24 protein-coding genes are annotated in these 21,903 nt (G+C 75.5%); 14 read left to right on the top strand and 10 right to left on the bottom strand.

The window, feature by feature from the left end; translation table 11 throughout:
- Window positions 1-18: 18 nt before the first annotated feature.
- Window positions 19-1,236, bottom strand: coding sequence for a sensor histidine kinase (locus WIS52_RS17645; RefSeq protein WP_349299368.1), 1,218 nt, complete (start codon window positions 1,234-1,236; stop codon window positions 19-21).
- Between the two features lie 110 nt (window positions 1,237-1,346).
- On the opposite strand from WIS52_RS17645, the gene WIS52_RS17650 reads away from it, so the two are divergent.
- Together WIS52_RS17650 and WIS52_RS17655 are read left to right on the top strand one after the other, a co-directional pair.
- A complete protein-coding gene (locus WIS52_RS17650; protein ID WP_349299369.1) occupies window positions 1,347-2,135 on the top strand; it encodes an ABC transporter ATP-binding protein in 789 nt (262 codons plus the stop codon).
- Window positions 2,132-4,465, top strand: coding sequence for an ABC transporter permease (locus tag WIS52_RS17655; protein WP_349299370.1), 2,334 nt, complete (start codon window positions 2,132-2,134; stop codon window positions 4,463-4,465). The genes WIS52_RS17650 and WIS52_RS17655 overlap by 4 nt, the downstream gene beginning before the upstream one ends.
- A gap of 3 nt (window positions 4,466-4,468) precedes the next feature.
- Here the strand turns inward: WIS52_RS17655 and WIS52_RS17660 are convergent, their stop codons facing one another.
- A complete protein-coding gene (locus WIS52_RS17660) occupies window positions 4,469-4,684 on the bottom strand; it encodes a hypothetical protein (RefSeq protein ID WP_349299371.1) in 216 nt (71 codons plus the stop codon).
- Window positions 4,685-4,733: 49 nt separating this feature from the next.
- Here WIS52_RS17660 and hisH point away from each other — a divergent pair, with 49 nt between their 5' ends.
- Entirely contained in the window at window positions 4,734-5,366 is a 633-nt protein-coding gene (hisH, locus tag WIS52_RS17665) for an imidazole glycerol phosphate synthase subunit HisH (RefSeq protein WP_349299372.1), read from the top strand.
- Here hisH and WIS52_RS17670 read toward each other — a convergent pair whose 3' ends face one another.
- Both WIS52_RS17670 and WIS52_RS17675 read right to left on the bottom strand, forming a co-directional pair.
- Window positions 5,367-6,053: an SDR family NAD(P)-dependent oxidoreductase gene (locus tag WIS52_RS17670; RefSeq protein ID WP_349299373.1), complete on the bottom strand. Its 687-nt coding sequence runs from the start codon at window positions 6,051-6,053 to the stop codon at window positions 5,367-5,369.
- A 53-nt stretch (window positions 6,054-6,106) separates the two neighbouring features.
- On the bottom strand, window positions 6,107-6,889 hold the full coding sequence (locus WIS52_RS17675) for a DNA-formamidopyrimidine glycosylase family protein (RefSeq protein ID WP_349299374.1): 783 nt from the start codon (window positions 6,887-6,889) through the stop codon (window positions 6,107-6,109).
- A 37-nt stretch (window positions 6,890-6,926) separates the two neighbouring features.
- Here WIS52_RS17675 and priA point away from each other — a divergent pair, with 37 nt between their 5' ends.
- From priA to hisI, 3 genes are read left to right on the top strand one after another with little or no spacing between them, the layout of a single operon-like run.
- Complete coding sequence (gene priA, locus WIS52_RS17680) at window positions 6,927-7,676, top strand: bifunctional 1-(5-phosphoribosyl)-5-((5-phosphoribosylamino)methylideneamino)imidazole-4-carboxamide isomerase/phosphoribosylanthranilate isomerase PriA (RefSeq protein ID WP_349299375.1); 750 nt, start codon at window positions 6,927-6,929, stop codon at window positions 7,674-7,676.
- Window positions 7,676-8,449 carry an imidazole glycerol phosphate synthase subunit HisF gene (gene hisF / locus WIS52_RS17685; protein ID WP_349299376.1) on the top strand — a complete coding sequence of 258 codons (774 nt, stop codon included), beginning with the start codon at window positions 7,676-7,678 and terminating at the stop codon, window positions 8,447-8,449. Before priA ends, hisF begins: the two co-directional genes overlap by 1 nt.
- Window positions 8,446-8,817, top strand: a complete 372-nt coding sequence (gene hisI / locus WIS52_RS17690) for a phosphoribosyl-AMP cyclohydrolase (RefSeq protein ID WP_349299377.1) — start codon at window positions 8,446-8,448, stop codon at window positions 8,815-8,817. The genes hisF and hisI overlap by 4 nt, the downstream gene beginning before the upstream one ends.
- On the opposite strand, the gene WIS52_RS17695 is transcribed toward hisI, so the two are convergent.
- The 4 genes from WIS52_RS17695 to WIS52_RS17710 all read right to left on the bottom strand — a co-directional run bounded on the left by WIS52_RS17695 (window position 8,795) and on the right by WIS52_RS17710 (window position 12,504).
- Window positions 8,795-9,718, bottom strand: a complete 924-nt coding sequence (locus tag WIS52_RS17695; protein ID WP_349299378.1) for an oxygenase MpaB family protein — start codon at window positions 9,716-9,718, stop codon at window positions 8,795-8,797. The two genes, hisI and WIS52_RS17695, sit on opposite strands and share 23 nt — an antisense overlap.
- Before the next feature lie 100 nt (window positions 9,719-9,818).
- Window positions 9,819-11,321 (bottom strand): sodium:solute symporter family protein, encoded by a 1,503-nt coding sequence (locus tag WIS52_RS17700; RefSeq protein ID WP_349299379.1) that lies wholly within the window; start codon window positions 11,319-11,321, stop codon window positions 9,819-9,821.
- Window positions 11,318-11,725 (bottom strand): hypothetical protein, encoded by a 408-nt coding sequence (locus tag WIS52_RS17705; RefSeq protein WP_349299380.1) that lies wholly within the window; start codon window positions 11,723-11,725, stop codon window positions 11,318-11,320. The genes WIS52_RS17700 and WIS52_RS17705 overlap by 4 nt, the downstream gene beginning before the upstream one ends.
- Before the next feature lie 56 nt (window positions 11,726-11,781).
- Window positions 11,782-12,504 (bottom strand): GntR family transcriptional regulator, encoded by a 723-nt coding sequence (locus WIS52_RS17710; RefSeq protein WP_349299381.1) that lies wholly within the window; start codon window positions 12,502-12,504, stop codon window positions 11,782-11,784.
- A 228-nt stretch (window positions 12,505-12,732) separates the two neighbouring features.
- Between WIS52_RS17710 and WIS52_RS17715 the strand changes: the two genes are divergently transcribed.
- Window positions 12,733-13,389 (top strand): response regulator transcription factor, encoded by a 657-nt coding sequence (locus WIS52_RS17715; RefSeq protein ID WP_349299382.1) that lies wholly within the window; start codon window positions 12,733-12,735, stop codon window positions 13,387-13,389.
- Here the strand turns inward: WIS52_RS17715 and WIS52_RS17720 are convergent.
- A complete protein-coding gene (locus WIS52_RS17720; protein ID WP_349299383.1) occupies window positions 13,347-14,000 on the bottom strand; it encodes a TetR/AcrR family transcriptional regulator in 654 nt (217 codons plus the stop codon). The two genes, WIS52_RS17715 and WIS52_RS17720, sit on opposite strands and share 43 nt — an antisense overlap.
- Before the next feature lie 56 nt (window positions 14,001-14,056).
- Here WIS52_RS17720 and WIS52_RS17725 point away from each other — a divergent pair, with 56 nt between their 5' ends.
- The 6 genes from WIS52_RS17725 (at window position 14,057) to WIS52_RS17750 (ending at window position 19,972) form a co-directional block, all read left to right on the top strand.
- Complete coding sequence (locus WIS52_RS17725) at window positions 14,057-15,661, top strand: anthranilate synthase component I (RefSeq protein ID WP_349299384.1); 1,605 nt, start codon at window positions 14,057-14,059, stop codon at window positions 15,659-15,661.
- Window positions 15,658-16,302: a Trp biosynthesis-associated membrane protein gene (locus WIS52_RS17730; RefSeq protein ID WP_349299385.1), complete on the top strand. Its 645-nt coding sequence runs from the start codon at window positions 15,658-15,660 to the stop codon at window positions 16,300-16,302. The genes WIS52_RS17725 and WIS52_RS17730 overlap by 4 nt, the downstream gene beginning before the upstream one ends.
- Window position 16,303: 1 nt before the next feature.
- Complete coding sequence (gene trpC, locus WIS52_RS17735) at window positions 16,304-17,191, top strand: indole-3-glycerol phosphate synthase TrpC (protein ID WP_349299386.1); 888 nt, start codon at window positions 16,304-16,306, stop codon at window positions 17,189-17,191.
- Between the two features lie 24 nt (window positions 17,192-17,215).
- On the top strand, window positions 17,216-18,118 hold the full coding sequence (gene lgt, locus WIS52_RS17740) for a prolipoprotein diacylglyceryl transferase (RefSeq protein ID WP_349299635.1): 903 nt from the start codon (window positions 17,216-17,218) through the stop codon (window positions 18,116-18,118).
- Complete coding sequence (locus WIS52_RS17745; RefSeq protein ID WP_349299387.1) at window positions 18,115-18,753, top strand: DUF2461 domain-containing protein; 639 nt, start codon at window positions 18,115-18,117, stop codon at window positions 18,751-18,753. Before lgt ends, WIS52_RS17745 begins: the two co-directional genes overlap by 4 nt.
- A gap of 220 nt (window positions 18,754-18,973) precedes the next feature.
- Window positions 18,974-19,972, top strand: coding sequence for a M28 family peptidase (locus WIS52_RS17750; RefSeq protein WP_349299388.1), 999 nt, complete (start codon window positions 18,974-18,976; stop codon window positions 19,970-19,972).
- Here the strand turns inward: WIS52_RS17750 and WIS52_RS17755 are convergent.
- Window positions 19,939-20,337 (bottom strand): VanZ family protein, encoded by a 399-nt coding sequence (locus WIS52_RS17755; protein WP_349299389.1) that lies wholly within the window; start codon window positions 20,335-20,337, stop codon window positions 19,939-19,941. The genes WIS52_RS17750 and WIS52_RS17755 overlap by 34 nt on opposite strands.
- Window positions 20,338-20,434: 97 nt before the next feature.
- On the opposite strand from WIS52_RS17755, the gene pyk reads away from it, so the two are divergent.
- Window positions 20,435-21,859, top strand: coding sequence for a pyruvate kinase (gene pyk, locus WIS52_RS17760; protein ID WP_349299390.1), 1,425 nt, complete (start codon window positions 20,435-20,437; stop codon window positions 21,857-21,859).
- Window positions 21,860-21,903 lie beyond the last annotated feature (44 nt).

A 21,903-nucleotide genomic window follows, 5' to 3' on the forward strand; every position in this document is an offset into this window, starting at 1 on the left:
CGGAGTCCTCGGCGACGATCACGCGAAGCGGCACGGGATCTCCACGTGGACGAGTGTCGGCCCGCCGTCCGGGCTGGACAGCCGCAGCCGGCCGTCGACCAGCGCGACCCGTTCGGCCAGCCCGGCCAGTCCCGAGCCGGCGGCGGGATCGGCGCCGCCGCGTCCGTCGTCGCGGACGTCGAGCACGACCTGGTCGGCGTGCCAGCGGCCGGACACCGTGGCGGTCGTCGCGGCGCTGTGCCGGGAGACGTTCGTGAGCGCCTCGGTGAGCACGAAGTACGCGGCGCTCGCGACGTGCGGGGGAAGCCGCTCCGGCAGGCGCAGGTCCACGGTCACCGGGATCGGGCAGCGGCGTGCCTGGTCGTCCACGGCGGCGGCGAGGCCGTGGTCGGCGAGCATCCGCGGGTCGAGGCCGCGGACCAGGTCACGCAGTTCGGTCAGCGCGGCGGAGACCTGATCGCGGGCGTCGTCCAGCCGGGCGGCCAGCGCGGTGTCCTCACCCGCGTCCAGGCGTGCCAGCCCCAGCGACACCCCGAGCGCGACGAGGCGCTGCTGCGCCCCGTCGTGCAGGTCCCGCTCGATCCGGGCGCGTTCGGTCTCGAACGCGCCGAGGAGCCGTTCCCGGATCGCCGCGACGTCGGCGAGACCGGCACCGAGCTCGGCGCCGCGGGGTCCCAGCACGGTCCGGGTCAGCGTCGCCCGTGCGCCCGCCCAGGCGGCGACCGTCCACGGACCGGCCGCCAGCACGAGCACGCCGATGATCACCAGCGGCCAGGTGGCCGGATCGTCGACCGGGGAGGCGAACAGCACGACCGGCACGACGACGGCGAACCCGAGCACGCAGGCGTCCAGCCCGGCCAGCCCGGTCACCGACAACGCCGCGAACCCCGTCTCCCGCCAGGCCCGCCCGGACCGCCACCGGCCCGTCGCCCGGCCCGGCGGGTCCGGCGGGGGACGCAGCGGCTCGTCGTCGACCAGCCGGAGCCGCCACCGCTCCAGCGCGGCCAGCCACGGCCCGACGGCGAGGACACCGGCGACGAGCAGCACCGCCGTCGCGACCGCGGTCACCGGCCCGCCGAGGACCAGCCCCGAGGCCGGGATCGCGAACGCGCCGACCACGACCGTGCCCAGCGCCGCGCCCGAGACCAGGTAGCCGAGCGACCGCCACGGCCACCCCGTTGCGAGGAACCGCAGCGGTTGCTGGTCCATGGCCTGCCAGGCCGACGCGATCCGCACGACGACGAACGTAGGTGATCGGGCCGGGGGAGCGCGGTAGTGCAGGGGCTACCCCGGCTGTCGTCCCCGGATGACCGCGCCGAGCACGACCGCGCGGTCGGATCGCGGGCATGACTGCGACGACCGAACCACCCGTGCTCGAGTTGCATGATCTGCGACGGGTGCACCACGCCGCCCGGACCGCGCCGGTGACCGCGCTCGACGGCGTCTCGCTGACCGTTCCCGGTGGGACCGTGACCGCGCTGATGGGACCGTCCGGATCCGGGAAGTCCACCCTGCTGCACTGCGCGGCCGGGCTGGACGTTCCGACGTCGGGCCGGGTGCTGCTGGCCGGCACCGACCTCGGCACGCTGTCCGAACGGCGGCGCACGCTGTTCCGCCGGGCGCACGTCGGCGTCGTGTTCCAGGCGTTCAACCTGGTCGCCTCGCTGACCGCGGCGCAGAACGTCGCACTGCCCGCCCGGCTGGCCGAGCGCCGGGTGCGGGCCGCCGCGGTGCGCGCCGCCCTGGACGAGGTGGGGCTCGCCGACCGGGCCGGTCACCGGCCGGCGCAGCTCTCCGGCGGGCAGCAGCAGCGCGTCGCGATCGCCCGTGCCCTGCTGACCCGGCCCGACGTGGTGGTCGCCGACGAGCCGACCGGCGCGCTGGACTCGGCGTCGTCGGCCACCGTGCTCGGGTTGCTGGGCCACTACACCGACGTGCACGGCGGCACCACCGTCCTGGTCACCCACGACCCGGCGGCCGCCGCGCACGCCGACGAGGTCGTGGTGCTGCGCGACGGGCGGGTCACCGACCGGTTCGCGGTGCCGGGGCGGCGGGGCGCGCCGGAGAGCGCCGCCCTGATCGCGCACCGCCTCACCTCGGTGACGGCCGGCGTCGCACCGGGGGCCGTCCGATGATCGCGTGGGCGAACCTGCGCACGCGGTGGCGCGAGCTCGTGGCGACGCTGCTGGCGGTCGCGGTCGGGGTGGGTCTGCTGGGTGCGGTGCTGCTGTGCGCCGCCGCGGCCCGGCCGGCGGTGCAGGACCGGTTCGCGGAGACGGCTGCGCTCGTCGTCCCGCCGCGGGTGGCCGAGTCACGCACCCCGCGCACGCACGGGTGGGTGCCGTGGAGCGGCCCGGTGGCCGAGGAGCTCGCGGCCGGGCTGGCCGCCGCACCGGGTGTGACGGCCGCGGTCGTGGACCGCACGTTCCCGGCCGTCCCGATGCCGGGTGGACGTCCGTGGGGTGATCCCGAGAACGCCGAGGGCGGGCACGGGATCGCGAGCCTCGCCCTCGGCGGGTACCGGGTGCTCGACGGGCGGCCGCCCCGCGCGTCCGGCGAGGCCGTGGTGGACCGCTCGCTCGGCGTCGCGCCCGGGGACACGCTGCCGGTGCTGTTCGCCGACGCACTCCGCCCGGTCCGGGTCACCGGGATCAGCGACGCCCCCGGGGTCCACCTCACCGACGACGAGGCCGCCCGGCTGGCCCCGGGCGCCCGGACGATCGGGGTGTTCGGCGCCGTCCCGCCGGCCCCGCCCGGTGCGACCGTCCTCACCGGGGACGAGCGCGGCGCCGTCGAGCCGGTGCAGGACGCACGGATCCGGTACCGGGGCGACCAGCTGCTCGGGGTGCTCGGCCTGCTGACCGGGGTGACGACGGTCGTCGTCGTCTCCGCGGCTGTCGCCACCACCGTCGCCGGACGGCGACGCGAGCTGGGCCTGCTCCGGGCGGCCGGTGCGACGCCCGCCCAGGTACGGCGGACGGTGCTGGGCGAGGTCGCGCTCACCGGCGCGGCCGGGTCCCTCGTCGGAATGCTCGCCGCCACCGGGATCGCGCCGTGGCTGCACCGGCTGCTGGTCGACGCGGACGCGACCCGGCCCGCCCCGGTCGGGCCGGCACCCGGACCGCTGCTCGTGGCGGGGGCGGTCGGGGTGACCCTGGCGGTCGCCGGTGGGCTCCTCGCCTCCCGGGCCGCGGCGGCTGCCGCACCGCTCGACGCGATCGGTGACCGGGCGCCGGAGCGGCCGGTGACCCGTACCCGGCTGGGCGCCGGCCTCGTCGCGCTCGGCGCGTCCGCCGGGCTCGCGGTCCTCACCGCGGGCACCGACGGCGACGGACGGATCGGCGCGGCGCTGGCGACCGGCGCGACACTGGTCGTCGCCGCCGCGCTGCTCGCGCCGCTGGCCGTCGTCGCGCCGCTCGGCCGGTGGGCCGGAGGGCCCGGCGCCGGCGCGACCGCGATGCTGGTGCGGGCCGAGCTGTCGGACTCGCCTCGCCGGACCGCCGCCGTCGCCGCCCCGGTGATCGTCGCGGTCGGGTTCGCGGTGCTGATCGGCGGCCTCGTCGACACGATGGCCGCCGCCTACCCGGCCGAGCGGACCGCCGCGCTGGCCGGCACCGTCGCGGTCGAGCAGGACGGCGCACCCGGCCTGCCCGACTCCTCGGCCCGCGCGCTCGCCGTCCCCGGCGCCCGGATCCCGCTGCCCACCGTCCTGACGCTGCCGGGCCCGGCGGGTCCGGTCGCCGTGGACGCGGTCGGCTCCGACGACCCCACGCTGGTGCGACCGGGGGAGACGGTGCTGTCGGAGCCGGCCGCGGCCCGGCTCGGGGTCGCCGCCGGGGACGTCCTGCCCGCCCGGTTCGCCGACGGCGTCACCGTCGGGCTGCGGGTGAGCCGGGTACTGCCGCCGGACGAGCGCCGGGGGGACGTGGCGATCGCCCGGGCCGACGCCCGCGCGCACGACCCGGGCGCGCTCACCGACACCGCGTTCCTGCCCGCGACCGCGGTGCCCGTCCGGTTGCCCACCGGCGCCGTCGCGCGGGACGCGCAGGCCTACGCGCTGGCCGACTACGCCGTCGACGCCCGGCTCACCGGCGCGCTCGCGGCGATGCTGGTCGCGGTGTCGGCCGGCTACGGCGGGATCGCCGTGGTGAACGGCATCGCCACGACCGTCCGGTCGCGCCGGCCCGACCTGGCGGTGCTCGCCGCGGCGGGGGCGACCCGCCGGCGGCTGGCCGGGCTGGTCGCGCTCGAGTCCGCGTGCGCGGTGGGACTGGGGGCGGTGCTCGGTCTGGCGGCGGCTCTCCCGCCGCTCGCGGCCGTCGCGTCCGGGCTCTCGGTCGCCACGGGCGCACCCGTCCGGCCGGTGCTCGACCCCGCTCTGCCGGTGGTGGCGGTCGGCATCTGTCTGGTCGCCGCGGCCGGGGCGGGCGCGATCGCGACCGTGCGCACCACCCGCCCCGGGTGAGCCTCACCCCGTCTCGACCGGGAGCGCGGGGTCGGCGGTCCACTCCGACAGCGACCCGTCGTACACGTCGCCGGCGGTGCTGAGCTCGCGCACCTCGTCGAGGGTGGCGAGCAGCTCGGGACGCCAGTGCGGGGTGAACGTGGCCGCCGTCGCGGCCGGATCGCCGGACTCCGCCGGGTGCCCGGTGGCGGTCCACGCCGCGAGCCCGCCGAGTCTCACCCCGCACGGGCGAGCAGGGGGTGACGGACAGCCGTCTACCCTTCACGGCGTGGCACGCATCGTCGTCCTCGACTACGGCTCGGGGAATCTCCGCTCCGCCGAACGGGCGCTCGAACGCGTCGGTGCCGACGTCACCGTCACGGCCGACTTCGGCACCGCGCTGGAGGCCGACGGCCTGGTCGTGCCCGGGGTCGGCGCCTTCGCGGCCTGCATGCAGGGGCTGCGCGCGGTGCGCGGCGAACAGATCATCGGCCGGCGCCTGGCCGGCGGCCGCCCGGTGCTCGGCATCTGCGTCGGCATGCAGGTGCTGTTCGAGCGCGGCGTGGAGTTCGACGAGGACACCGAGGGCTGCGGCGAGTGGCCGGGCACGGTGGAGCGCATCGAGGCGGAGGTCCTGCCGCACATGGGCTGGAACACCGTCTCGGTGCCCGAGGGCAGCACGCTGTTCGCCGGGCTCGACCCCGACACCCGGTTCTACTTCGTGCACTCGTTCGGCGTGCGGCGCTGGGAGCTCGAGCCCTCGCACGCGATCGCGGCGCCGAAGGTCACCTGGACCCACCACGGCGAGGACGTCGTCGCCGCCGTCGAGAACGGTGCGCTGACCGCCACCCAGTTCCACCCGGAGAAGTCCGGCGACGCCGGCGCGGCGGTCCTGCAGAACTGGCTCGGTTCGGTCCGGTAGTCACCCGAGCGCGTACTCGCCGGCCCTCAGATCGAAGGTGACGGTCCGCCGGTCGGCGCGCAGGGCCTCGAGCACCTGTCCGACGAGGGTGTCGACGTCGGACCCGGGCTTGATCCCGTCCGGCACGGTCCCGGCGACGGCGCGGTCGGCCAGCCCGGTCTCGATGTGCGGCGGCCGGACGTCGAGCACCCGGACCCCCTGCCGGCGCACCGCGGGGCGGGTCGCGGTGAGCCACGCCGACAGCGCCGCCTTGGACGCCGAGTAGGCCGCCATCCCCGGGGTCGGCACGTCGGCCAGGATCGCCGAGATCATCGCCAGCGTGCCGCCGGACTCCGTGAGGTGCGGCAGCGCGGCCCGGCCGAACGCCATCGGGGCCTGGGCGTTCACCGTCAGCAGGTGCTCGGTGACGACGTCGGTCTCGGCCTTCTCGCCGAACGCGGCGACCCCGATCGCGACGACGAGCAGGTCCAGCCCGCCGAGCGCGTCCGCCGCCTCGTCGACGACCGCCGCGCACCGCTCCAGGTCCAGCGCGTCGAACGTGAACACCGGCTCGTCGTCCTGCGCGGTGGGAGCCGACCGCCCGGCCAGCGCGAGGACCACGCCCTCGGATCGCAGTGCCCCGGCGAGTGCGTCGCCGAGCACCCCCGTCGCCCCGACCACCAGCGTGCGCGCCCCGGAGAGATCCATTCCCGGACCGTAGGGCGCCCCGGCGACGACCGCGCGGCGAATCGCCGGCGGGTTCACCGCTGGCAACGCGGGCACCACCACGTCTCGCGCCCGTGCGGGGTCCGTCCGGGCGGCGCGAACGCCACCGCGGTGCCGCACCGCAGGCAGGGGCGCCGGTACCGGCCGTAGACCCAGTGCCGGGGACGGGCCCGCCCGGTGGTGTTCTGCTCCGGGTTGCCCGCGACGGCGTCGCACAGCAGGTCGCTGCCGTGGCGCAGCAGCGCCGCGGGGTCCGGCACCGCGCCGGCGGCCCGCCACGGGGAGATCCGGTTCAGGAACAGCAGCTCCTGCGCCCACATGTTCCCGAGCCCCGCGACGACGCGCTGGTCCAGCAGTGCCGCCAGCACCGCCCGGCCCGGGTCCGCGAGCAGCCGCGGCCCGGCGGCGCCGGGATCGAACGACGCCCCGAGCAGGTCCGGCCCGAGGTGCCCGACGACGGTGTGCTCGTCGGCGGTGCGCAGCACGGCCAGCACCGGCAGTCCGATCCCCGCCAGCGTGCGCCCGTCCGCCAGGTGCAGCGCGACCCGCAGGTCCGCCGCGACCGCCGTCGGCAGCCGCTTGCCCGGGCCCAGCACCGACCACCGTCCGGCCATCCGCAGGTGCGAGTGCACGGTCCAGCCGGCCGTCGTCCGCAGGAGCAGGTGCTTGCCGCGCGGCGACCAGCCGCTGATCTCCTGCCCGGCCAGGTCGGCCCCCGCACAGCGGGGGTGCCGGACGTCGGACCGCGCGATCACCGCCCCCGCGGTCGCCGCGTCCAGCCGGGCCGCGAGCCGGAAGATGCTGTCCCCCTCGGCCACCCCCGGACGCTACGACGCGCGCGGATACCCTGGCGCGGTGAGCTTCACGTTGCTGCCCGCCGTCGACGTCGTCGACGGCCAGGCCGTCCGACTGGTGCAGGGCGAGGCGGGTACCGAGACCGGCTACGGCTCGCCGCTGGAGGCGGCGCTGACCTGGCAGCGCGACGGCGCCGAGTGGGTGCACCTGGTCGACCTCGACGCCGCGTTCGGCCGCGGCTCGAACGCCGAGCTGCTGGCCGAGCTGGTCGGGAAGCTGGACGTGCGGGTGGAACTGTCCGGCGGCATCCGCGACGACGAGTCCCTGGCCCGCGCGCTGTCCACCGGCGCGGCCCGGCTCAACCTGGGGACCGCCGCGCTGGAGCAGCCCGAGTGGTGCCGGCGGGTGCTCGGCGAGCACGGTGACCGGATCGCGATCGGGCTGGACGTCAAGATGATCGACGGCCGGCGCCGGGTCGCCGGCCGCGGCTGGACCACCGACGGCGGCGACCTCTGGGAGGCCCTGGAGCGGCTCGACGGCGACGGCGCCACCCGCTACGTGGTCACCGACGTCTCCAAGGACGGCACCCTGGCCGGCCCGAACGTCGAGCTGCTCACCGAGGTCGCGCGGGCCACGACGGCGCCGGTGATCGCGTCGGGAGGGATCTCCGAGGTCGACGACCTGGTCCGGCTCGCCGAGGTCGCCGCGACCGGCGTCCGGATCGAGGGCTCGATCATCGGCAAGGCGCTCTACGCCGGCCGGTTCACCCTGCCCGAGGCCCTGGCGGCCGTCGCGGAGGTCGGCGCCTGATGGGCGTCGCGGTCCGCGTCATCCCCTGCCTGGACGTCGACGCCGGGCGGGTGGTCAAGGGCGTCAACTTCCGCGAGCTGCGCGACGCCGGCGACCCGGTCGAGATGGCCCGGGTCTACGACGCCGAGGGCGCCGACGAGCTGACCTTCCTCGACGTCACCGCGTCCTCGTCGGAGCGCGGGACGATGATCGACGTGGTGCGCCGTACCGCGGAGCAGGTGTTCATACCGCTGACCGTCGGCGGCGGGATCCGCACCCCCGACGACGTCGACCGGATGCTGCGCGCCGGCGCCGACAAGGTCAGCGTGAACACCGCCGCGATCGCCCGCCCGGAGCTGCTGCACGAGATGTCGCGCCGGTTCGGCTCGCAGTGCATCGTGCTGTCGGTCGACGCCCGCCGGGTGCCCGAGGGCGGGCAGCCGCAGCCCTCGGGCTACGAGGTCACCACGCACGGCGGGCGCCGCTCGGCCGGCGTCGACGCCGTCGAGTGGGCCGCCCGCGGCCAGGAGCTCGGCGTCGGCGAGATCCTGCTCAACTCGATGGACGCCGACGGCACCCGCGCCGGGTTCGACCTGGAGATGATCGACGCGGTCCGCAAGGTCGCCGACGTCCCGGTGATCGCCTCCGGCGGCGCCGGCGCGGTCGAGCACTTCACCCCGGCGGTGAAGGCCGGCGCGGACGCCGTGCTCGCCGCCAGCGTGTTCCACTTCGGACGCTTGAGGATCGGCGAGGTCAAGGACGCGATGCGCGCCGGGGGAGTGGAGGTCCGATGAGCCTGCGAGTCACGGAGTCCGCGCTGGACCCGGCGATCGCCGCCCGGCTCAAGCGGGACGCCGACGGCCTGGTCTGCGCGGTCGTGCAGTCCCGGGCCGGTGAGGTGCTGATGGTCGGCTGGATGGACGACGAGGCGCTGCACCGGACGCTGACCACCGGCCGCGGCACCTACTGGTCGCGGTCCCGGCAGGAGTACTGGGTCAAGGGCGACACCTCCGGGCACGTCCAGCACGTGCACGAGGTCCGGCTGGACTGCGACGGCGACGCGGTGCTGCTCGTCGTCGACCAGGAGGGCCCGGCCTGCCACACCGGCACCCGCACCTGTTTCGACACCGACGTCCTGCTCAGGGGTGCACCGGAGGCATAGGGGGCGGGCTCGGGTCCCGGGGCGCGCTGGTCACCCAGCGGATCCCCGCGGTGATCAGGTTCCCGCCGGCCCGCACCACGGTAGCCTCGGTGACCGGCAGCCACGGCAGCCGCAGCGGCAGCCGTGCCCAGCGTGGCAGCAGCCCGACCGACGCGGCGGCCAGCACGCCGTAGGGCACCCGGGCCGTCAGCGGCAGCGGCGGTTCCCACAACAGGAACCGGGCGGCGTCACGGGCCTCCGGGGTGCCGGCGAGCTCCGGGCGGTAGGCCTCGATCTGCGCCGCCAGCTCGGCCACGGTCTCCGGCGGGTCGGGCACCCCGAGCTTGCGGGCGACGAAGGCGGTGTCGGCGACGTAGGCGTCCCGCCCGGCGTCGTCGAGCGGCCGGCTGCCGTAGCGGTCGTGCGCGGCGAGGAAGCTGTCGATCTCGGCGACGTGCACCCAGCGCAGCAGGTGCGGGTCGGACGCCGAGTACGGCCGCCCGTCCGGCGCGACGCCGCGCACCGACGCGTGCGCCCGCGTGATCCGGGCGATGACCCGCTCGGCCTCGGTGGCCGGGCCGAACGTCGTCGCGGCCAGGAAGTACGACGTGCGCTGCAGCCGCCCCCACGGGTCGCCGCGGAACCCGGAGTGCCCGGCGACCCCGGCCATCGCCAGCGGGTGCAGGGACTGCAGCAGCAGCGCCCGCAGCCCGCCGACGAACATCGACGCGTCCCCGTGCACCCGCTTGATCGCGGCGTCCTCGGCGAACCAGCGTGGCCCGTCGGCGCCGAGGATCCGGTTGCGCCGCCCGCGGCCCTCGTCACCGGCGACCCGGGAGAACACCGCGGACCCGACCTGCGACCGCAGGGCCGCGAGCCGGTCGGTGACGACGGCCGGGAGGCGGGAGGACAGATCGACCACGACCCCAGTGTGCGGGGCGCGGGCCGTGCCCGCCCGGCGTCCGACGCCGGGTCGGGTCGCGTTCCGCGGAACGCGACCCGACCGGACGGGCGTCGGCCGGTCAGGCCCGGGTGGCCGCCGTGCGGTCCCCGTCGTCGTCGGAGACGGCGGACCGACCCACCATCAGCGACCCGATCACGCAGATCGCGACGTTCACGGCGAGACCGACGAGCCCGGCAGGGACTCCGTAGAACGGCCCGAACCCGAGCAGGGTCGCGGCGCCGGCCACGACGGCGCCGGAGAGCATCCCCCAGAACGTCGGTCCGGCGGCCATCCGCTTCCAGTAGAGGCCGAGGATGAATACCGGCGCCAGCTGCACGATCAGCTCGAACTTGAGCACGAAGATGCTGAGCAGCGTCCCCGGCGGGTTCCAGGCGAGGAGCAGCAGGACGGCGACGGCGGCGACCCCGGCGAGCTTGCCGACGAGCACCTTGCGGCTCTCCGGCGCGTCCGGCGCGATGTGCCGGCCGTAGATGTCCGAGGACACGATCGAGGAGAACGACAGGATCGCCGAGTCCGCGGTCGAGACGATCGCCGCGACGACACCGCCGAACAGCAGGATCATCATCAGGTAGAAGAACAGGTTCACGCCGGCCACCTCGTTGGCGATCATGCCGACGAGCTGCTCGGACCGTTCGGTGTCGAGGCCTGGGAACAGCTGCAGCCCGGCCAGGCCGACGACGAACACGACGCCGGTGGTGACCAGCGGCATCCAGGCCATCCAGGCCAGGGACCGCTTGAGGGTGCGCTCGGTGCGGGCCGCGTAGACCCGCTGGATGGCGTGCGGGTAGACCGCGGCGCCGAAGCCGATCATGACGATCATCGCCAGCCAGTTGACGGCGTCCGAGCCCTCCGGCACGCCGACCTTCTCCGGCGCGGTCTCGGTCAGGTACGTGGTCAGCGAGCCGAGGCCGCCACCGGCCAGGTACAGCGCTCCGATCAGGAGCACCGCGACCCCCACCAGCAGCGCAATGCCCTGCATGACGTCGGTCATCGCGACCGCCCGCATCCCGCCCATCCACGAGTAGGTCAGCATCACGACCACGAAGACCAGGACGCCGACCTCGTAGGGCACCGTCTCGCCGGTGAGCCCGGCGATGCCGTGCCCCATCGCGACGAGCTGCTCGAGCACGTAGTTCCCGAGCCCCCACAGCATCACGACGGCGGTGAGCAGGCACAGCCGGGTGCTGCCGAACCGGTGCCGCACGAAGTCGGTCGGGGTGACGAACCGCTGCTGCTTCGCGAGCACGTAGAGGCGCGGGGCGAACAGCAGGTAGACCGCGATGATGGCGATCATGAAGGGCACCGAGTGCCACCACAGGAAGCCCGACCGGTAGGCCTGTGGCGCGTAGCCGACGACCGAGTTCCCGCTGTACTGGGTGGCGTAGAGGGTGAAGAACAGCGTCACCATCCCCAGGCCGCCACCGGCGGTGTAGTAACCGCGGGCGGTGCGGCCGCCGCCGCCCTGCCCACGCCCGGCCCACCAGCCGATCAGCAGCATCAGCACCGCGTAGGCGCTGAGGATCAGCACCCCGCTGGGTCCGGCGAAGGTCAGCTCGGTCATCGGACGTCCTCTCCGGTGCGGTGGCCCCCGGTGCGGTGGTCCTCGGCGTCGTCGGCGCCGGGGACCGGGCCGATCGGTGCGCCGGTGGCCTGCTCGACGGGCTCGACCAGGTTCCAGCGGCGCAGGCAGATCCAGCAGCACATCGCGGAGAACAGCACCGTCGTCGCCACCGCGATCGCGAACCAGAACGGGACACCGAACACCAGGGGCTCGATCGCGCCGGTCGGGTACCACAGCGGGGTCCCGACGAGCACGAGCGCGAACAGCACGGCGAACAGCCACGGGGAGCGGATCGGCTCCCGTTCGGCGGCCGGGTCCACCCCCGTCGGGGCGATCGGTGCGGCGGGCGAGGACGAGCCGGTCTGCTCGTCCGGGTCGGGGTCGGCGGATCGTCGTCGGTCCACGGGGTCTCCTCGTCGTTCGGGCGGGACGTGCAGCACGGTGCGGCGGGCGTCGGAGGTCAGCGGGACGGCCGGTGCGGCGCGGCGGGCGGGGTCGGGATCGGCGGGTCCCGGTAGGTGTCGCGCACGACCTCCCGCGCCGCGCGCAGGTGCGCGGTCATCACCGCGCGCGCCCAGTCGGCGTCCCCGGCCTCGATGGCGGCGATCAGGTCGCGGTGCTGGGCGAAGCTGGCGTCCAGCCGCTCGGGGCGGTAGCGGCGGATGGTGCGGTGCACCAGCGGGACCTCGACGACCCGGCCGACCAGGTCGGGCAGCACCCGCTGGCCGCCGGCCCGGTGCACCTCCCGGTGGAACTCCAGGTTCAGCCGGGTGATCTCGGCGTGGTCCGGCGGGTGGCGCCGGGCCTCCATCGCGTCGCAGAGCGCGGTGAGCCGGTCGGTGTCGGCCCGTCCGGAGGCCGCCGCCCGGGCCGCGGCGTGACCCTCCAGCAGCACCCGGAGGTCGAACAGCTCGTCGAGGTCCTCCTCGGTCCAGGACACGACCTCGGCGCCACGGTGCGGGGTGAGCACGGCCAGCCCGTCGGCGACGAGCCGGCGGATGGCCTCGCGGACCGGCGTGCGGCTGGTGCCGTGCGCCTCGGCGATCTCCTCCTCGCGCAGCCGCGCCCCGGCGGGCCGGCTGCCGTCGAGGATCTCGGTGCGCAGCGCGGCGTGCAGCCGGTCGGCGACCGGCTCGGCCACGGCCGAGACGGTTCCCGGCGGTTCCACGGGCGGACGTGCCACGCGCTCACCTCCTCGTGATGTGCACAAAGTAGGCAGTATCGATGCGTCGATCAAGGGACGACGTCGATATCGCCACCGAGTTGGTCGCCGGATTGTGCACGGACCGGAGGTCCGTGTCACCCGTGCCGGGGTCGGACGGGCGACCCGCCGGGCGGGATGGCGGACCCGTCCGGCCGGCGGTGGCATCGTGTGCCCAGGAGCAGGACGAGAACGGGAGGACCGCGGCGGATGTCCATCGGCGTGCTGCTCGTCGGCGACGAGGAGCCGGTCCGCGCCGGCCTGCGCGGCGTGCTGGCGGCCGACCCGGACGTCGCCGTCGTCGGCGAGGGGGCCGACGGCTCCGCGATCCCGGCCCTGGTCGACCGGCTCCGCCCGGACGTGGTCCTGATGGACGTCCGGATGCCCGGGACGGACCCGGTCACCGCCACCCGCGACCTCGTGCGCCGCCCCGACCCGCCCCGTGTCCTGGTGCTCACCACGTTCGGCCACGACCGGCGGGTCTACGAGGCGCTGCGCGCCGGAGCCGACGGGTTCCTGCTCAAGCGGACCCCGCCGCGTGACGTCCTGCGCGCCGTGCGCGTCGTCGCGGCGGGGGAGTCGCTGCTGTTCCCGGCCGCGGTCCGCGAGCTCGTCGCGGGGTTCACCACGGCAGGCGGGGACGCCCTCGCCGGCGCCGGGCTCACCGACCGTGAGGGCGCGGTGCTGCGCCGGGTGGCCCGCGGGCTGACCGACGCCGAGGTCGCCGCGGAGCTGCACACCGACGCCCGGACCGTGCGGGCGCACCTGGGCGCGGTGCTCGCCAAGACCGGGAGCCGGGACCGGACCCAGGCCGTCGTTGCCGCCTACGAGTCCGGGTTCGTCGACCCCAGGTTCCCCGTCAGGTAGTGCTGCACGGTCGGGCCCACGGCGGCCACGACGTCGTCGCGGGCCGCGGAGGCCAGCGGCTCCAGCCGGAGCACGTAGCGGACCATCGCCAGCCCGACGAGCTGGGTGGCGACCAGCGCGCCCCGCTCGGCGTGCCGGTCCGGGGAGACCCGCTCGACGACCGGGCGGAGCAGCGCGCGGGTCACGAACTCGCGCAGCGTCCGCGCGGCGAGGTCGCGGGTGGTGACGCTGCGCAGCAACGCGGCCATCGCCCCGCCGTCGGCGGCCCTGCCGTCGGTGCCACCGTCCCAGACCGTGAGGAACCGGCCGACGATCCGCGCGCCGATCGCGTCCGGGACGCCCCCGAGGATCTCGCTCCGGATCGCCCGCGGGTCCAGTGGCATCTCCAGGGTCGCGGCGAACAGCGCCTCCTTGCCCCCGAACCAGTGGTTGACCATGGCCGGGTCCACCCCGGCGCGCTCGGCGATCCGGCGCACGGTGGCCCCGTCGAAGCCGCGCGCGGCGAACTCGTCGCGGGCCGCGGACAGCAGCGCGGCCCGGGTGTCGGTGCCGGCCGACCGCGGCCCGCGCCGCCGGCGCCCCGGGGCGTGATCGTCGGGTGGCGCACTCATGGACCTCATCCTCACCCCCGCGACCCGGCCCGTCACGGTCGGGGAGAATGCGTCGCATGACCGTGACGCCCGGCACCCTGCCCGTCCCCGCGGCCGCCGCGCTGGGCGAGGTGAGCCCGACCCGCGAGGAGTTCCGCGAGCTCGCCCGCGCGCACCGGGTCATCCCGGTGACCCGTCGGCTGCTGGCCGACGACGAGACCCCGATCGGGGTCTACCGCAAGCTGGCCGGGGACCGGGCGGGCACCTTCCTGCTCGAGTCCGCGGAGAACGGCCGCTCCTGGTCGCGCTGGTCGTTCGTCGGTGCCCGCAGCGCCGCCGCGCTGACCGCGGTCGGTGGCGACGTGCGCTGGACCGGTGAGGTCCCCGAGGGCCTGCCCACCACCGGCGACCCGCTCGAGGCGCTGCGCACGGTGATCACCGAGCTGCACTCCGAGCCGCTGCCCGGCCTGCCCCCGCTGACCGGTGGGATGGTCGGCTACCTGGGCTACGACGTCGTGCGGCGGGTGGAGCGGATCGCCGACCCGGACGACCCGGCGACCGACGACCTGGGCCTGCCCGAGCTGGTGATGCTGCTGGCCACCGACCTGGCCGCGCTGGACCACCACGAGGGCACCGTCACGCTGATCGCGAACGCGATCAACTGGGACGCCAGCGACTCCCGGGTCGAGGAGGCCTACGACGACGCCGTCGCCCGGCTGGACCGGATGACCGGGGAGCTGGGCATCCCCGCGCCGAGCACCGTGGCGGTGTACCGGCGGGCGGGCGAGCCGGAGTTCCTGCGCCGGCGCAGCCCGGCCGAGCACCACGCCGTCATCGAGGACGCGAAGGAGCAGATCCGGGCCGGTGAGGCGTTCCAGATCGTGCTCTCACAGCGCTTCGAGATGCCGTGCGAGGCCGACCCGCTCGAGGTCTACCGGGTACTCCGCACCACCAACCCGAGCCCGTACATGTACCTGCTGCGGCTCGACGACGTCGCCGGCGGCCCGCCGTTCTCCATCGTCGGGTCCAGCCCGGAGGCCCTGGTCAGCGTGCTCGACGGGCGCGCCACCACGCACCCGATCGCCGGCACCCGCTGGCGCGGCGCCTCCGACGAGGAGGACCTGCTGCTGGAGAAGGAGCTGCGCGGCGACGAGAAGGAGCGCGCCGAGCACCTGATGCTGGTCGACCTGGGGCGCAACGACCTGGGCCGGGTCTGCACGCCGGGCACGGTCACGGTGCGGAACTTCTTCGAGGTCGAGCGCTACAGCCACGTCATGCACCTGGTCTCCACGGTGACCGGGCTGCTGCGCGAGGGCCGCAACGCGTTCGACGCGGTGCTGGCCTGCTTCCCGGCGGGCACCCTGTCCGGCGCTCCGAAGGTCCGCGCGATGCAGGTGATCGACCGGCTCGAGCCGACCCGGCGCGGGCTCTACGGCGGCATCGTCGGCTACCTCGACTTCGCCGGCAACGCCGACACCGCGATCGCGATCCGCACCGCGATGATCCGCAACGGCACCGCCTACGTGCAGGCCGGCGGCGGGATCGTCGCGGACTCGGACCCGGCCGCCGAGGACACCGAGTGCCTGAACAAGGCCAAGGCGGTGCTCTCGGCCGTGGCCGCGGCCGGGTCGCTGCGGGCGCCCGCCGCCTCGCGGGACGAGCACGTCCCGGAGCCCGCATGACGGCGGGCGGCCCGGACGTGACGGCCGGGGCGGACCCGCGCACCGACCGGCGCTCGTACGCGATCGTCCTCGCGGGCCTGCTCGCCGGCGCGGCCGCGCTGTGGGGCTCGGGCACCGCGGCCTGGTTCACCGTGGAGGTCCCGACCGCGACCCGCGGCGCCGTGGAGGCCTCGGCGACCGGGGCGCAGCTGCAGCCGGTGGTCACCGCGGCCGCCGCGCTGCTGGCCGCGGCGGTCGCGGCGCTCGTGGCGCTGTCCGGCCTCGCCCGCCGGGTGCTCGGCGTGCTGGTCGGGCTCGCGTCGGCGGCCGCCGTCGTGCTCACGCTGCGGCTGCTGGCCGTCCCCCCGACGCCGGTCGAGCTGGCCTCTGCCCGGTCCGGGCTGAACTCCGGTGCGGCGCCGGAGGGGATCGGCGCGGTGACCGCGACCGGCTGGCCGTGGCTGGCCGTCGCCGGCGGGGTGCTCGCCGTCGCGGCGTCGGTGCTGCTGGTCGTGCGCGAACCGCGGCTGCCGAAGCTGGGGTCGCGCTACGCGGCCCCCGGGGCGCAGGCGGCGCCTCCCTCGGACCCGGACCGTGCGGCCTGGGAGCGGCTCGACGCGGGCGGCGACCCGACCGTCGGGCCGCGTGAGGGTGACAACTAGCATGACCGGCGACGACTCGTCGGACGAGCGGAGGGGGGACCGCGCGGTGGACCGGCAGAACGGTGACGGCGGACGCGTACCCAGCGTCCTGGAGTCCATCGTGGACGGTGTCCGGGAGGATCTCGCCGAGCGCGAGCGGGCCGTCGACCTGGCTGAGATCAAGAAGCGGGCGGCGGCGGCCCCGCCGCCCCGGGACGCGATGGCCGCGCTGCGCGAGCCCGGCGTCGGCGTGATCGCCGAGGTGAAGCGGACCAGCCCGTCGAAGGGCGACCTGGCCGACATCCCGGACCCGGCCGAGCTGGCCGCCGCCTACGCGGACAACGGCGCCCGGGTGATCAGCGTGCTCACCGAGCAGCGCCGGTTCGGCGGCTCGCTCGCCGACCTCGACGCGGTCCGCGCCCGGGTGGACGTCCCGCTGCTGCGCAAGGACTTCATCGTCACGCCCTACCAGGTGCACGAGGCCCGTGCGCACGGCGCGGACGTCGTGCTGCTGATCGTGGCTTCGCTGGAGCAGCCGGTGCTGGCGTCGCTGCTCGACCGGGTCGAGTCGCTCGGCATGACCCCGCTGGTCGAGGTGCACACCGAGGAGGAGTGCGACCGCGCGCTGGAGGCCGGGGCGAAGCTCATCGGGGTCAACTCCCGCGACCTGCACACCCTCGAGGTGGACCGTTCGGTGTTCGGGCGGATCGCGCCCGGGCTGCCGTCGAACGTGATCAAGGTGGCGGAGTCCGGGGTCCGCGGCCCGGGTGACCTGCTCACCTACGCCGGCTGGGGCGCCGACGCGGTGCTCGTCGGTGAGGGCCTGGTCACCAGCGGGGACCCGGCCGCCGCGGTCCGCGGGCTGGTCGCCGCCGGGTTCCACCCCTCCTGCAGCCGCACCGGCAGCTGAGCGGTGCTGTCGACCGCCGCCGGGATGCTCCCGGCGTACATCCCGAGCCCGGACCGCGGGGTCTGGCACATCGGCCCGATCCCGCTGCGGGCCTACGCGCTCTGCATCATCGCCGGCATCGCCGTCGCCCTGTGGTGGGGTGAGCGTCGCCTGGTCGCGCGCGGCGGGCGGGCCGGCACGGTGCTCGACGTCGCGGTGTGGGCGGTGCCGTTCGGCCTGCTCGGCGGCCGGCTCTATCACGTCGCCACCGACTGGCACGTCTACTTCGGACCCGGTGGCGACCCGTGGGCCGCGCTGGCGATCTGGAACGGCGGGCTCGGGATCTGGGGCGCGATCGCGCTCGGCGCGGTCGGTGCCTGGATCGGCTGCCGGCGGGCGGGTGTCCCGCTGCCGCTGTTCGCCGACGCCGTGGCGCCGGGCATCGTCGTCGCGCAGGCGATCGGCCGGCTCGGGAACTGGTTCAACCAGGAGCTCTACGGCGGGCCGACGACGCTGCCGTGGGGCCTGGAGATCTACCGGCGGGTCGACCCGGGAACCGGGCTGGAGGACCCGCTCGGCGGGGTCGCGACCGGCTCGGCGATCGCCGTCGTGCACCCGACCTTCCTCTACGAGCTGCTGTGGAACCTGCTGGTCGCCGCCGTGGTGGTGGTCGCCGACCGCCGGTTCCGGCTCGGGCACGGGCGGGCCTTCGCGGTCTACGTCGCGGGCTACACGCTCGGCAGGTTCTTCATCGAGCTGATGCGCACCGACCCGGCGACGACCGTCTTCGGTGACGTGCGGATCAACGTCGTCGTCTCCGCGGTGGTGTTCCTCGGGGCCGTGGTCTACCTCGTCGTCGCCCCGAAGGGCCGGGAGGACTTCCACCAGCCCGATCCGGAGGCCGAGCCGGCCGACCCCGCCGAGTCTCCGGGGCGCGAGGGCGGATGAGCGCCTTCGCGGGCTTCGGCGAGGGCGCCGTCGAGTTCTACGACGGCCTGCTCGCCGACAACTCGCGGGCCTACTGGACCGACCAGCGCGAGGTCTACGAACGCGACGTCCGCGGGCCGATGCTGGCGCTGCTCGACGACCTGGAGCCCGAGTTCGGCCCCGGAAAAGTCTTCCGCCCGTACCGCGACGTCCGGTTCTCGCACGACAAGACGCCGTTCAAGACGCACTGCGGGGGCTACACGGCACCGTTCTACGTCGAGGTCTCGTCCGAGGGAATGCTGGCCGCGGGCGGCTACTACGTGATGGCCCCCGACCAGGTGTCCCGCTACCGCACGGCGGTCGACGACGAGCGCCGCGGCGAGGACCTGCGCGCCCGGCTGGCCGCCGCCGAAGCCGACGGCCTGACCGTCGACGGGGAGCAGCTCAAGACCCGCCCGCGCGGCACCGACCCCGACCATCCCCGGCTGGACCTGCTGCGGCACAAGGGGCTCTACGTCTCCCGTCGCTGGCCGCCGGACGGGGTGCTGCACGGCCCGCGGGCCCGGGACCGGGTCCGCACGGTCTGGCGCACCGCCCGCCCGGTCGCGGACTGGCTGGATGATCACGTGGGGTCATCGGAGCTGCCCCGCCGGTAACGAGACCGGGTGACCCATATCGCGCACGCCGTCTCCCTGTGCGACCGTTTCGCCCCGGACGAACCGCCCGAACCTTCTGACCGGGTGGGTCCGAACACCGAACAGGCGACGACGCTGGGGGAGCGGTATGGGCGGCGGACACGTGAGGGACCGGGTGCGCGGGTGGCAGGTCCGGCCGCACCGATGGTGGCCGGCCCGCGGCGGGGTGGACAGGGGCCGTGTGGCCGCCCTGGCCGTCGTCGGCGCACTCGTCCTCACCGCCTGCTCGGGTGCCACCTCCACACAGCCGCCCGCCGCCCCGCCACCGGGGAACGCGCTCGCGGGCCAGCTGTCCGCCGCCGTGTCGGCTGACGCGGCGTGGGTCCACCTGGAGGCGCTGCAGCGGATCGCCGACGAGAACGGCGGCAACCGCGCCGAGGGGACCCCGGGGTACGAGGCGTCGGTCGACTACGTGGTCGGCGTGCTGCGCACGGCCGGGTTCGACGTCGAGACCCCGCTCTACGAGTCCGACCGGGGCGACGAGCTGCGCCAGGTCGTCGCCCGCACCCGCACCGGCGACCCGGAGTCCGTGGTGCTGGCCGGAGCGCACCTGGACTCGGTCACCGAGGGCCCGGGCATCAACGACGACGGCTCCGGCGTCGCCGCGATGCTCGAGATCGCGACCCGGCTCGGGGGCAGCCCGGAGGGCCTGCGCGACACCGTGGCGTTCGGCCTCTGGGGCGGCGAGGAGGAGGGCCTGCTCGGGTCCCGGAGCTACGTGCGCGAGCTGTCCCGCGCCGAACGGGACGGCCACCGGCTCTATCTCAACGCCGACATGCTCGGCTCGGTCAACGGCGGCTACTACGTCCAGGGCGGGGTCGGCGAGGACGAGGAGGAGACCGGCCCGCCCGGGTCGGAGGAGGCCGCCGAGGTCCTGTACGAGGAGCTCAGCAAGACCGGGGTGGAGCCGGAGCGGATGGCGCTCTACGGCGACGACGACTACTACTTCGCCGAGGCCGGGATCCCGACCACGGCCGCGGTCACCGGGGACTCCGAGATCAAGACCGCCGAGCAGGCCCGGAAGTGGGGCGGGCAGGCCGGCGAGATCCACGACCCCTGCTACCACCAGGCCTGCGACACGCTCGACAACGTCGACCGGACCAAGCTCGACCGCTACACGAAGGCGATCGCCGGGACGCTGATGCGCTACGCGAGCGGGGAGGGCGGGTCGACCGGCTGATCCGCGGGGCGCGCCGGCCGGTCCGCGGGGCGGGAGCGGCGCCGCCGCAGGGCCCCGGCCCCGGCGGCCACCGCCAGCCCGAGCCCGGCGCCCAGCACGTCGGCCGCGACGTCGGCGAGATCCCCGCTGCGGCCGAGCGGGAGCAGGGCCTGCAGCACCTCGGAGAACACGGCGTAGAGCACGAGCCCGGCGAGCAGCGGCCGGGCGGGCAGTCCCGCGACCCGCCCGGTCACCGCCAGCGCGGCGAACAGCAGCAGGTGGACGACCTTGTCGGTGCCCGGCGGCGCCGTCGGCACCCCCGACGCCGGGGTGAACAGCACGAGGACGCTGAGCACCAGGGCGAGGACGAAGGGGAGCGCGCGCACACCGTCATCCTCCCGCACCCCGAGATCCACGAATCGGACACCGACCCGCCGCACCGCCGGATCCTGATCGTTCCAGTACGGCGCTACCCTGGTCCGCGTGACACGTCGAACCAAGATCGTCTGCACCATCGGTCCGGCCACGGCGACCCCCGACCGGATCCGGGACCTCGTCGACGCCGGGATGGACGTGGCCCGGCTGAACTTCAGCCACGGTGACCGCGAGGACCACAAGCGCGTCTACGACATGGTCCGCGCCGCCGCGGACGCCAGCGGCCGCGCCGTCGGGATCCTCGCCGACCTGCAGGGCCCCAAGATCCGCCTCGGGCGGTTCGCCGAGGGCCCCTGTGAGTGGCAGACCGGTGAGGAGGTGCGGATCACCGTCGACGACGTCCCCGGCACCCGGGACCGCGTCTCCACCACCTACAAGGGCCTCGCCCAGGACGCCCGGGTCGACGACCGGCTGCTCGTCGACGACGGCAAGGTCGGCCTGCGGGTCGTCGGCGTCGAGGGCAACGACGTCGTCTGCCGGGTCACCGAGGGCGGGCCGGTCTCGGACAACAAGGGCCTGTCGATGCCCGGGATGAACATCTCGGTGCCGGCGCTGTCCGAGAAGGACGTCGCCGACCTGGAGTTCGCGCTGTCGCTGCAGGTCGACGTGATCGCCCTGTCCTTCGTGCGCAGCCCGGCCGACATCGACCTCGTCCACAAGATCATGGACAACGCCGGCCGCGGCCGGCTCCCGGTGATCGCCAAGCTGGAGAAGCCGGAGGCCGTCGACAACCTCGAGGCCATCGTGCTGGCCTTCGACGGCATCATGGTCGCCCGCGGTGACCTGGGCGTCGAACTCCCGCTGCAGAACGTGCCGCTGGTCCAGAAGCGCGCGGTGCAGATCGCCCGGGAGAACGCCAAGCCGGTCATCGTCGCCACCCAGATGCTGGAGTCGATGATCACTAGCTCGCGCCCGACCCGGGCCGAGGCCTCGGACGTCGCGAACGCCGTGCTCGACGGCACCGACGCCGTGATGCTCTCCGGGGAGACCGGCGTCGGCCGCTACCCGATCAAGACCGTCCGCACGATGGCCGAGATCGTCGAGGCCGTGGAGGCCGGGCCGGCGGACGTCCCGCCGCTGAACCACGTCCCGCGCACCAAGCGCGGCGTGCTGTCCTACGCCGCGCGCGACATCGGCGAGCGGCTCTCGGCGCGGGCGCTCGTCGCGTTCTCGCAGTCCGGCGACACCGTCCGGCGGCTGTCCCGGCTGCACACCCGGCTGCCGCTGCTGGCCTTCACCCCGGAGCCCGCGGTGCGCAGCCAGCTGGCGATGACCTGGGGCGTGGAGACGTTCCTGGTGGACAAGGTCGACTCGACCGACGCCATGGTCCGCCAGGTCGACCACGCGATCCTCTCGATCGGCCGGTTCAAGCCGGGCGACCTCGTGGTCATCGTCGCCGGATCGCCGCCGGCCACCGTCGGCTCGACCAACCTGATCCGGGTGCACCGGCTGGGCGAGGACGACCTGACCTGAGATCGGGACAGGGACCGGGCTGGCAGACTCACCCCGTGTGAGTG

This window comes from Pseudonocardia nematodicida (genome assembly GCF_040105385.1).
Taxonomy (GTDB): Bacteria; Actinomycetota; Actinomycetes; order Mycobacteriales; family Pseudonocardiaceae; genus Pseudonocardia; species Pseudonocardia nematodicida.

What these genes read in the sequence shown, in the direction of transcription:
- WIS52_RS17670 (WP_349299373.1), bottom strand. Translation starts at nt 6,053, where the DNA reads ATGGATCTCTCCGGGGCGCGCACGCTGGTGGTCGGGGCGACGGGGGTG.
- WIS52_RS17730 (WP_349299385.1), top strand. Translation starts at nt 15,658, where the DNA reads ATGACGGCGGGCGGCCCGGACGTGACGGCCGGGGCGGACCCGCGCACC.
- WIS52_RS17720 (WP_349299383.1), bottom strand. Translation starts at nt 14,000, where the DNA reads ATGAGTGCGCCACCCGACGATCACGCCCCGGGGCGCCGGCGGCGCGGG.
- hisF (WP_349299376.1), top strand. Translation starts at nt 7,676, where the DNA reads ATGGGCGTCGCGGTCCGCGTCATCCCCTGCCTGGACGTCGACGCCGGG.
- WIS52_RS17745 (WP_349299387.1), top strand. Translation starts at nt 18,115, where the DNA reads ATGAGCGCCTTCGCGGGCTTCGGCGAGGGCGCCGTCGAGTTCTACGAC.
- WIS52_RS17650 (WP_349299369.1), top strand. Translation starts at nt 1,347, where the DNA reads ATGACTGCGACGACCGAACCACCCGTGCTCGAGTTGCATGATCTGCGA.
- hisI (WP_349299377.1), top strand. Translation starts at nt 8,446, where the DNA reads ATGAGCCTGCGAGTCACGGAGTCCGCGCTGGACCCGGCGATCGCCGCC.
- WIS52_RS17715 (WP_349299382.1), top strand. Translation starts at nt 12,733, where the DNA reads ATGTCCATCGGCGTGCTGCTCGTCGGCGACGAGGAGCCGGTCCGCGCC.
- lgt (WP_349299635.1), top strand. Translation starts at nt 17,216, where the DNA reads ATGCTCCCGGCGTACATCCCGAGCCCGGACCGCGGGGTCTGGCACATC.
- trpC (WP_349299386.1), top strand. Translation starts at nt 16,304, where the DNA reads ATGACCGGCGACGACTCGTCGGACGAGCGGAGGGGGGACCGCGCGGTG.
- WIS52_RS17725 (WP_349299384.1), top strand. Translation starts at nt 14,057, where the DNA reads ATGACCGTGACGCCCGGCACCCTGCCCGTCCCCGCGGCCGCCGCGCTG.
- WIS52_RS17700 (WP_349299379.1), bottom strand. Translation starts at nt 11,321, where the DNA reads ATGACCGAGCTGACCTTCGCCGGACCCAGCGGGGTGCTGATCCTCAGC.
- WIS52_RS17655 (WP_349299370.1), top strand. Translation starts at nt 2,132, where the DNA reads ATGATCGCGTGGGCGAACCTGCGCACGCGGTGGCGCGAGCTCGTGGCG.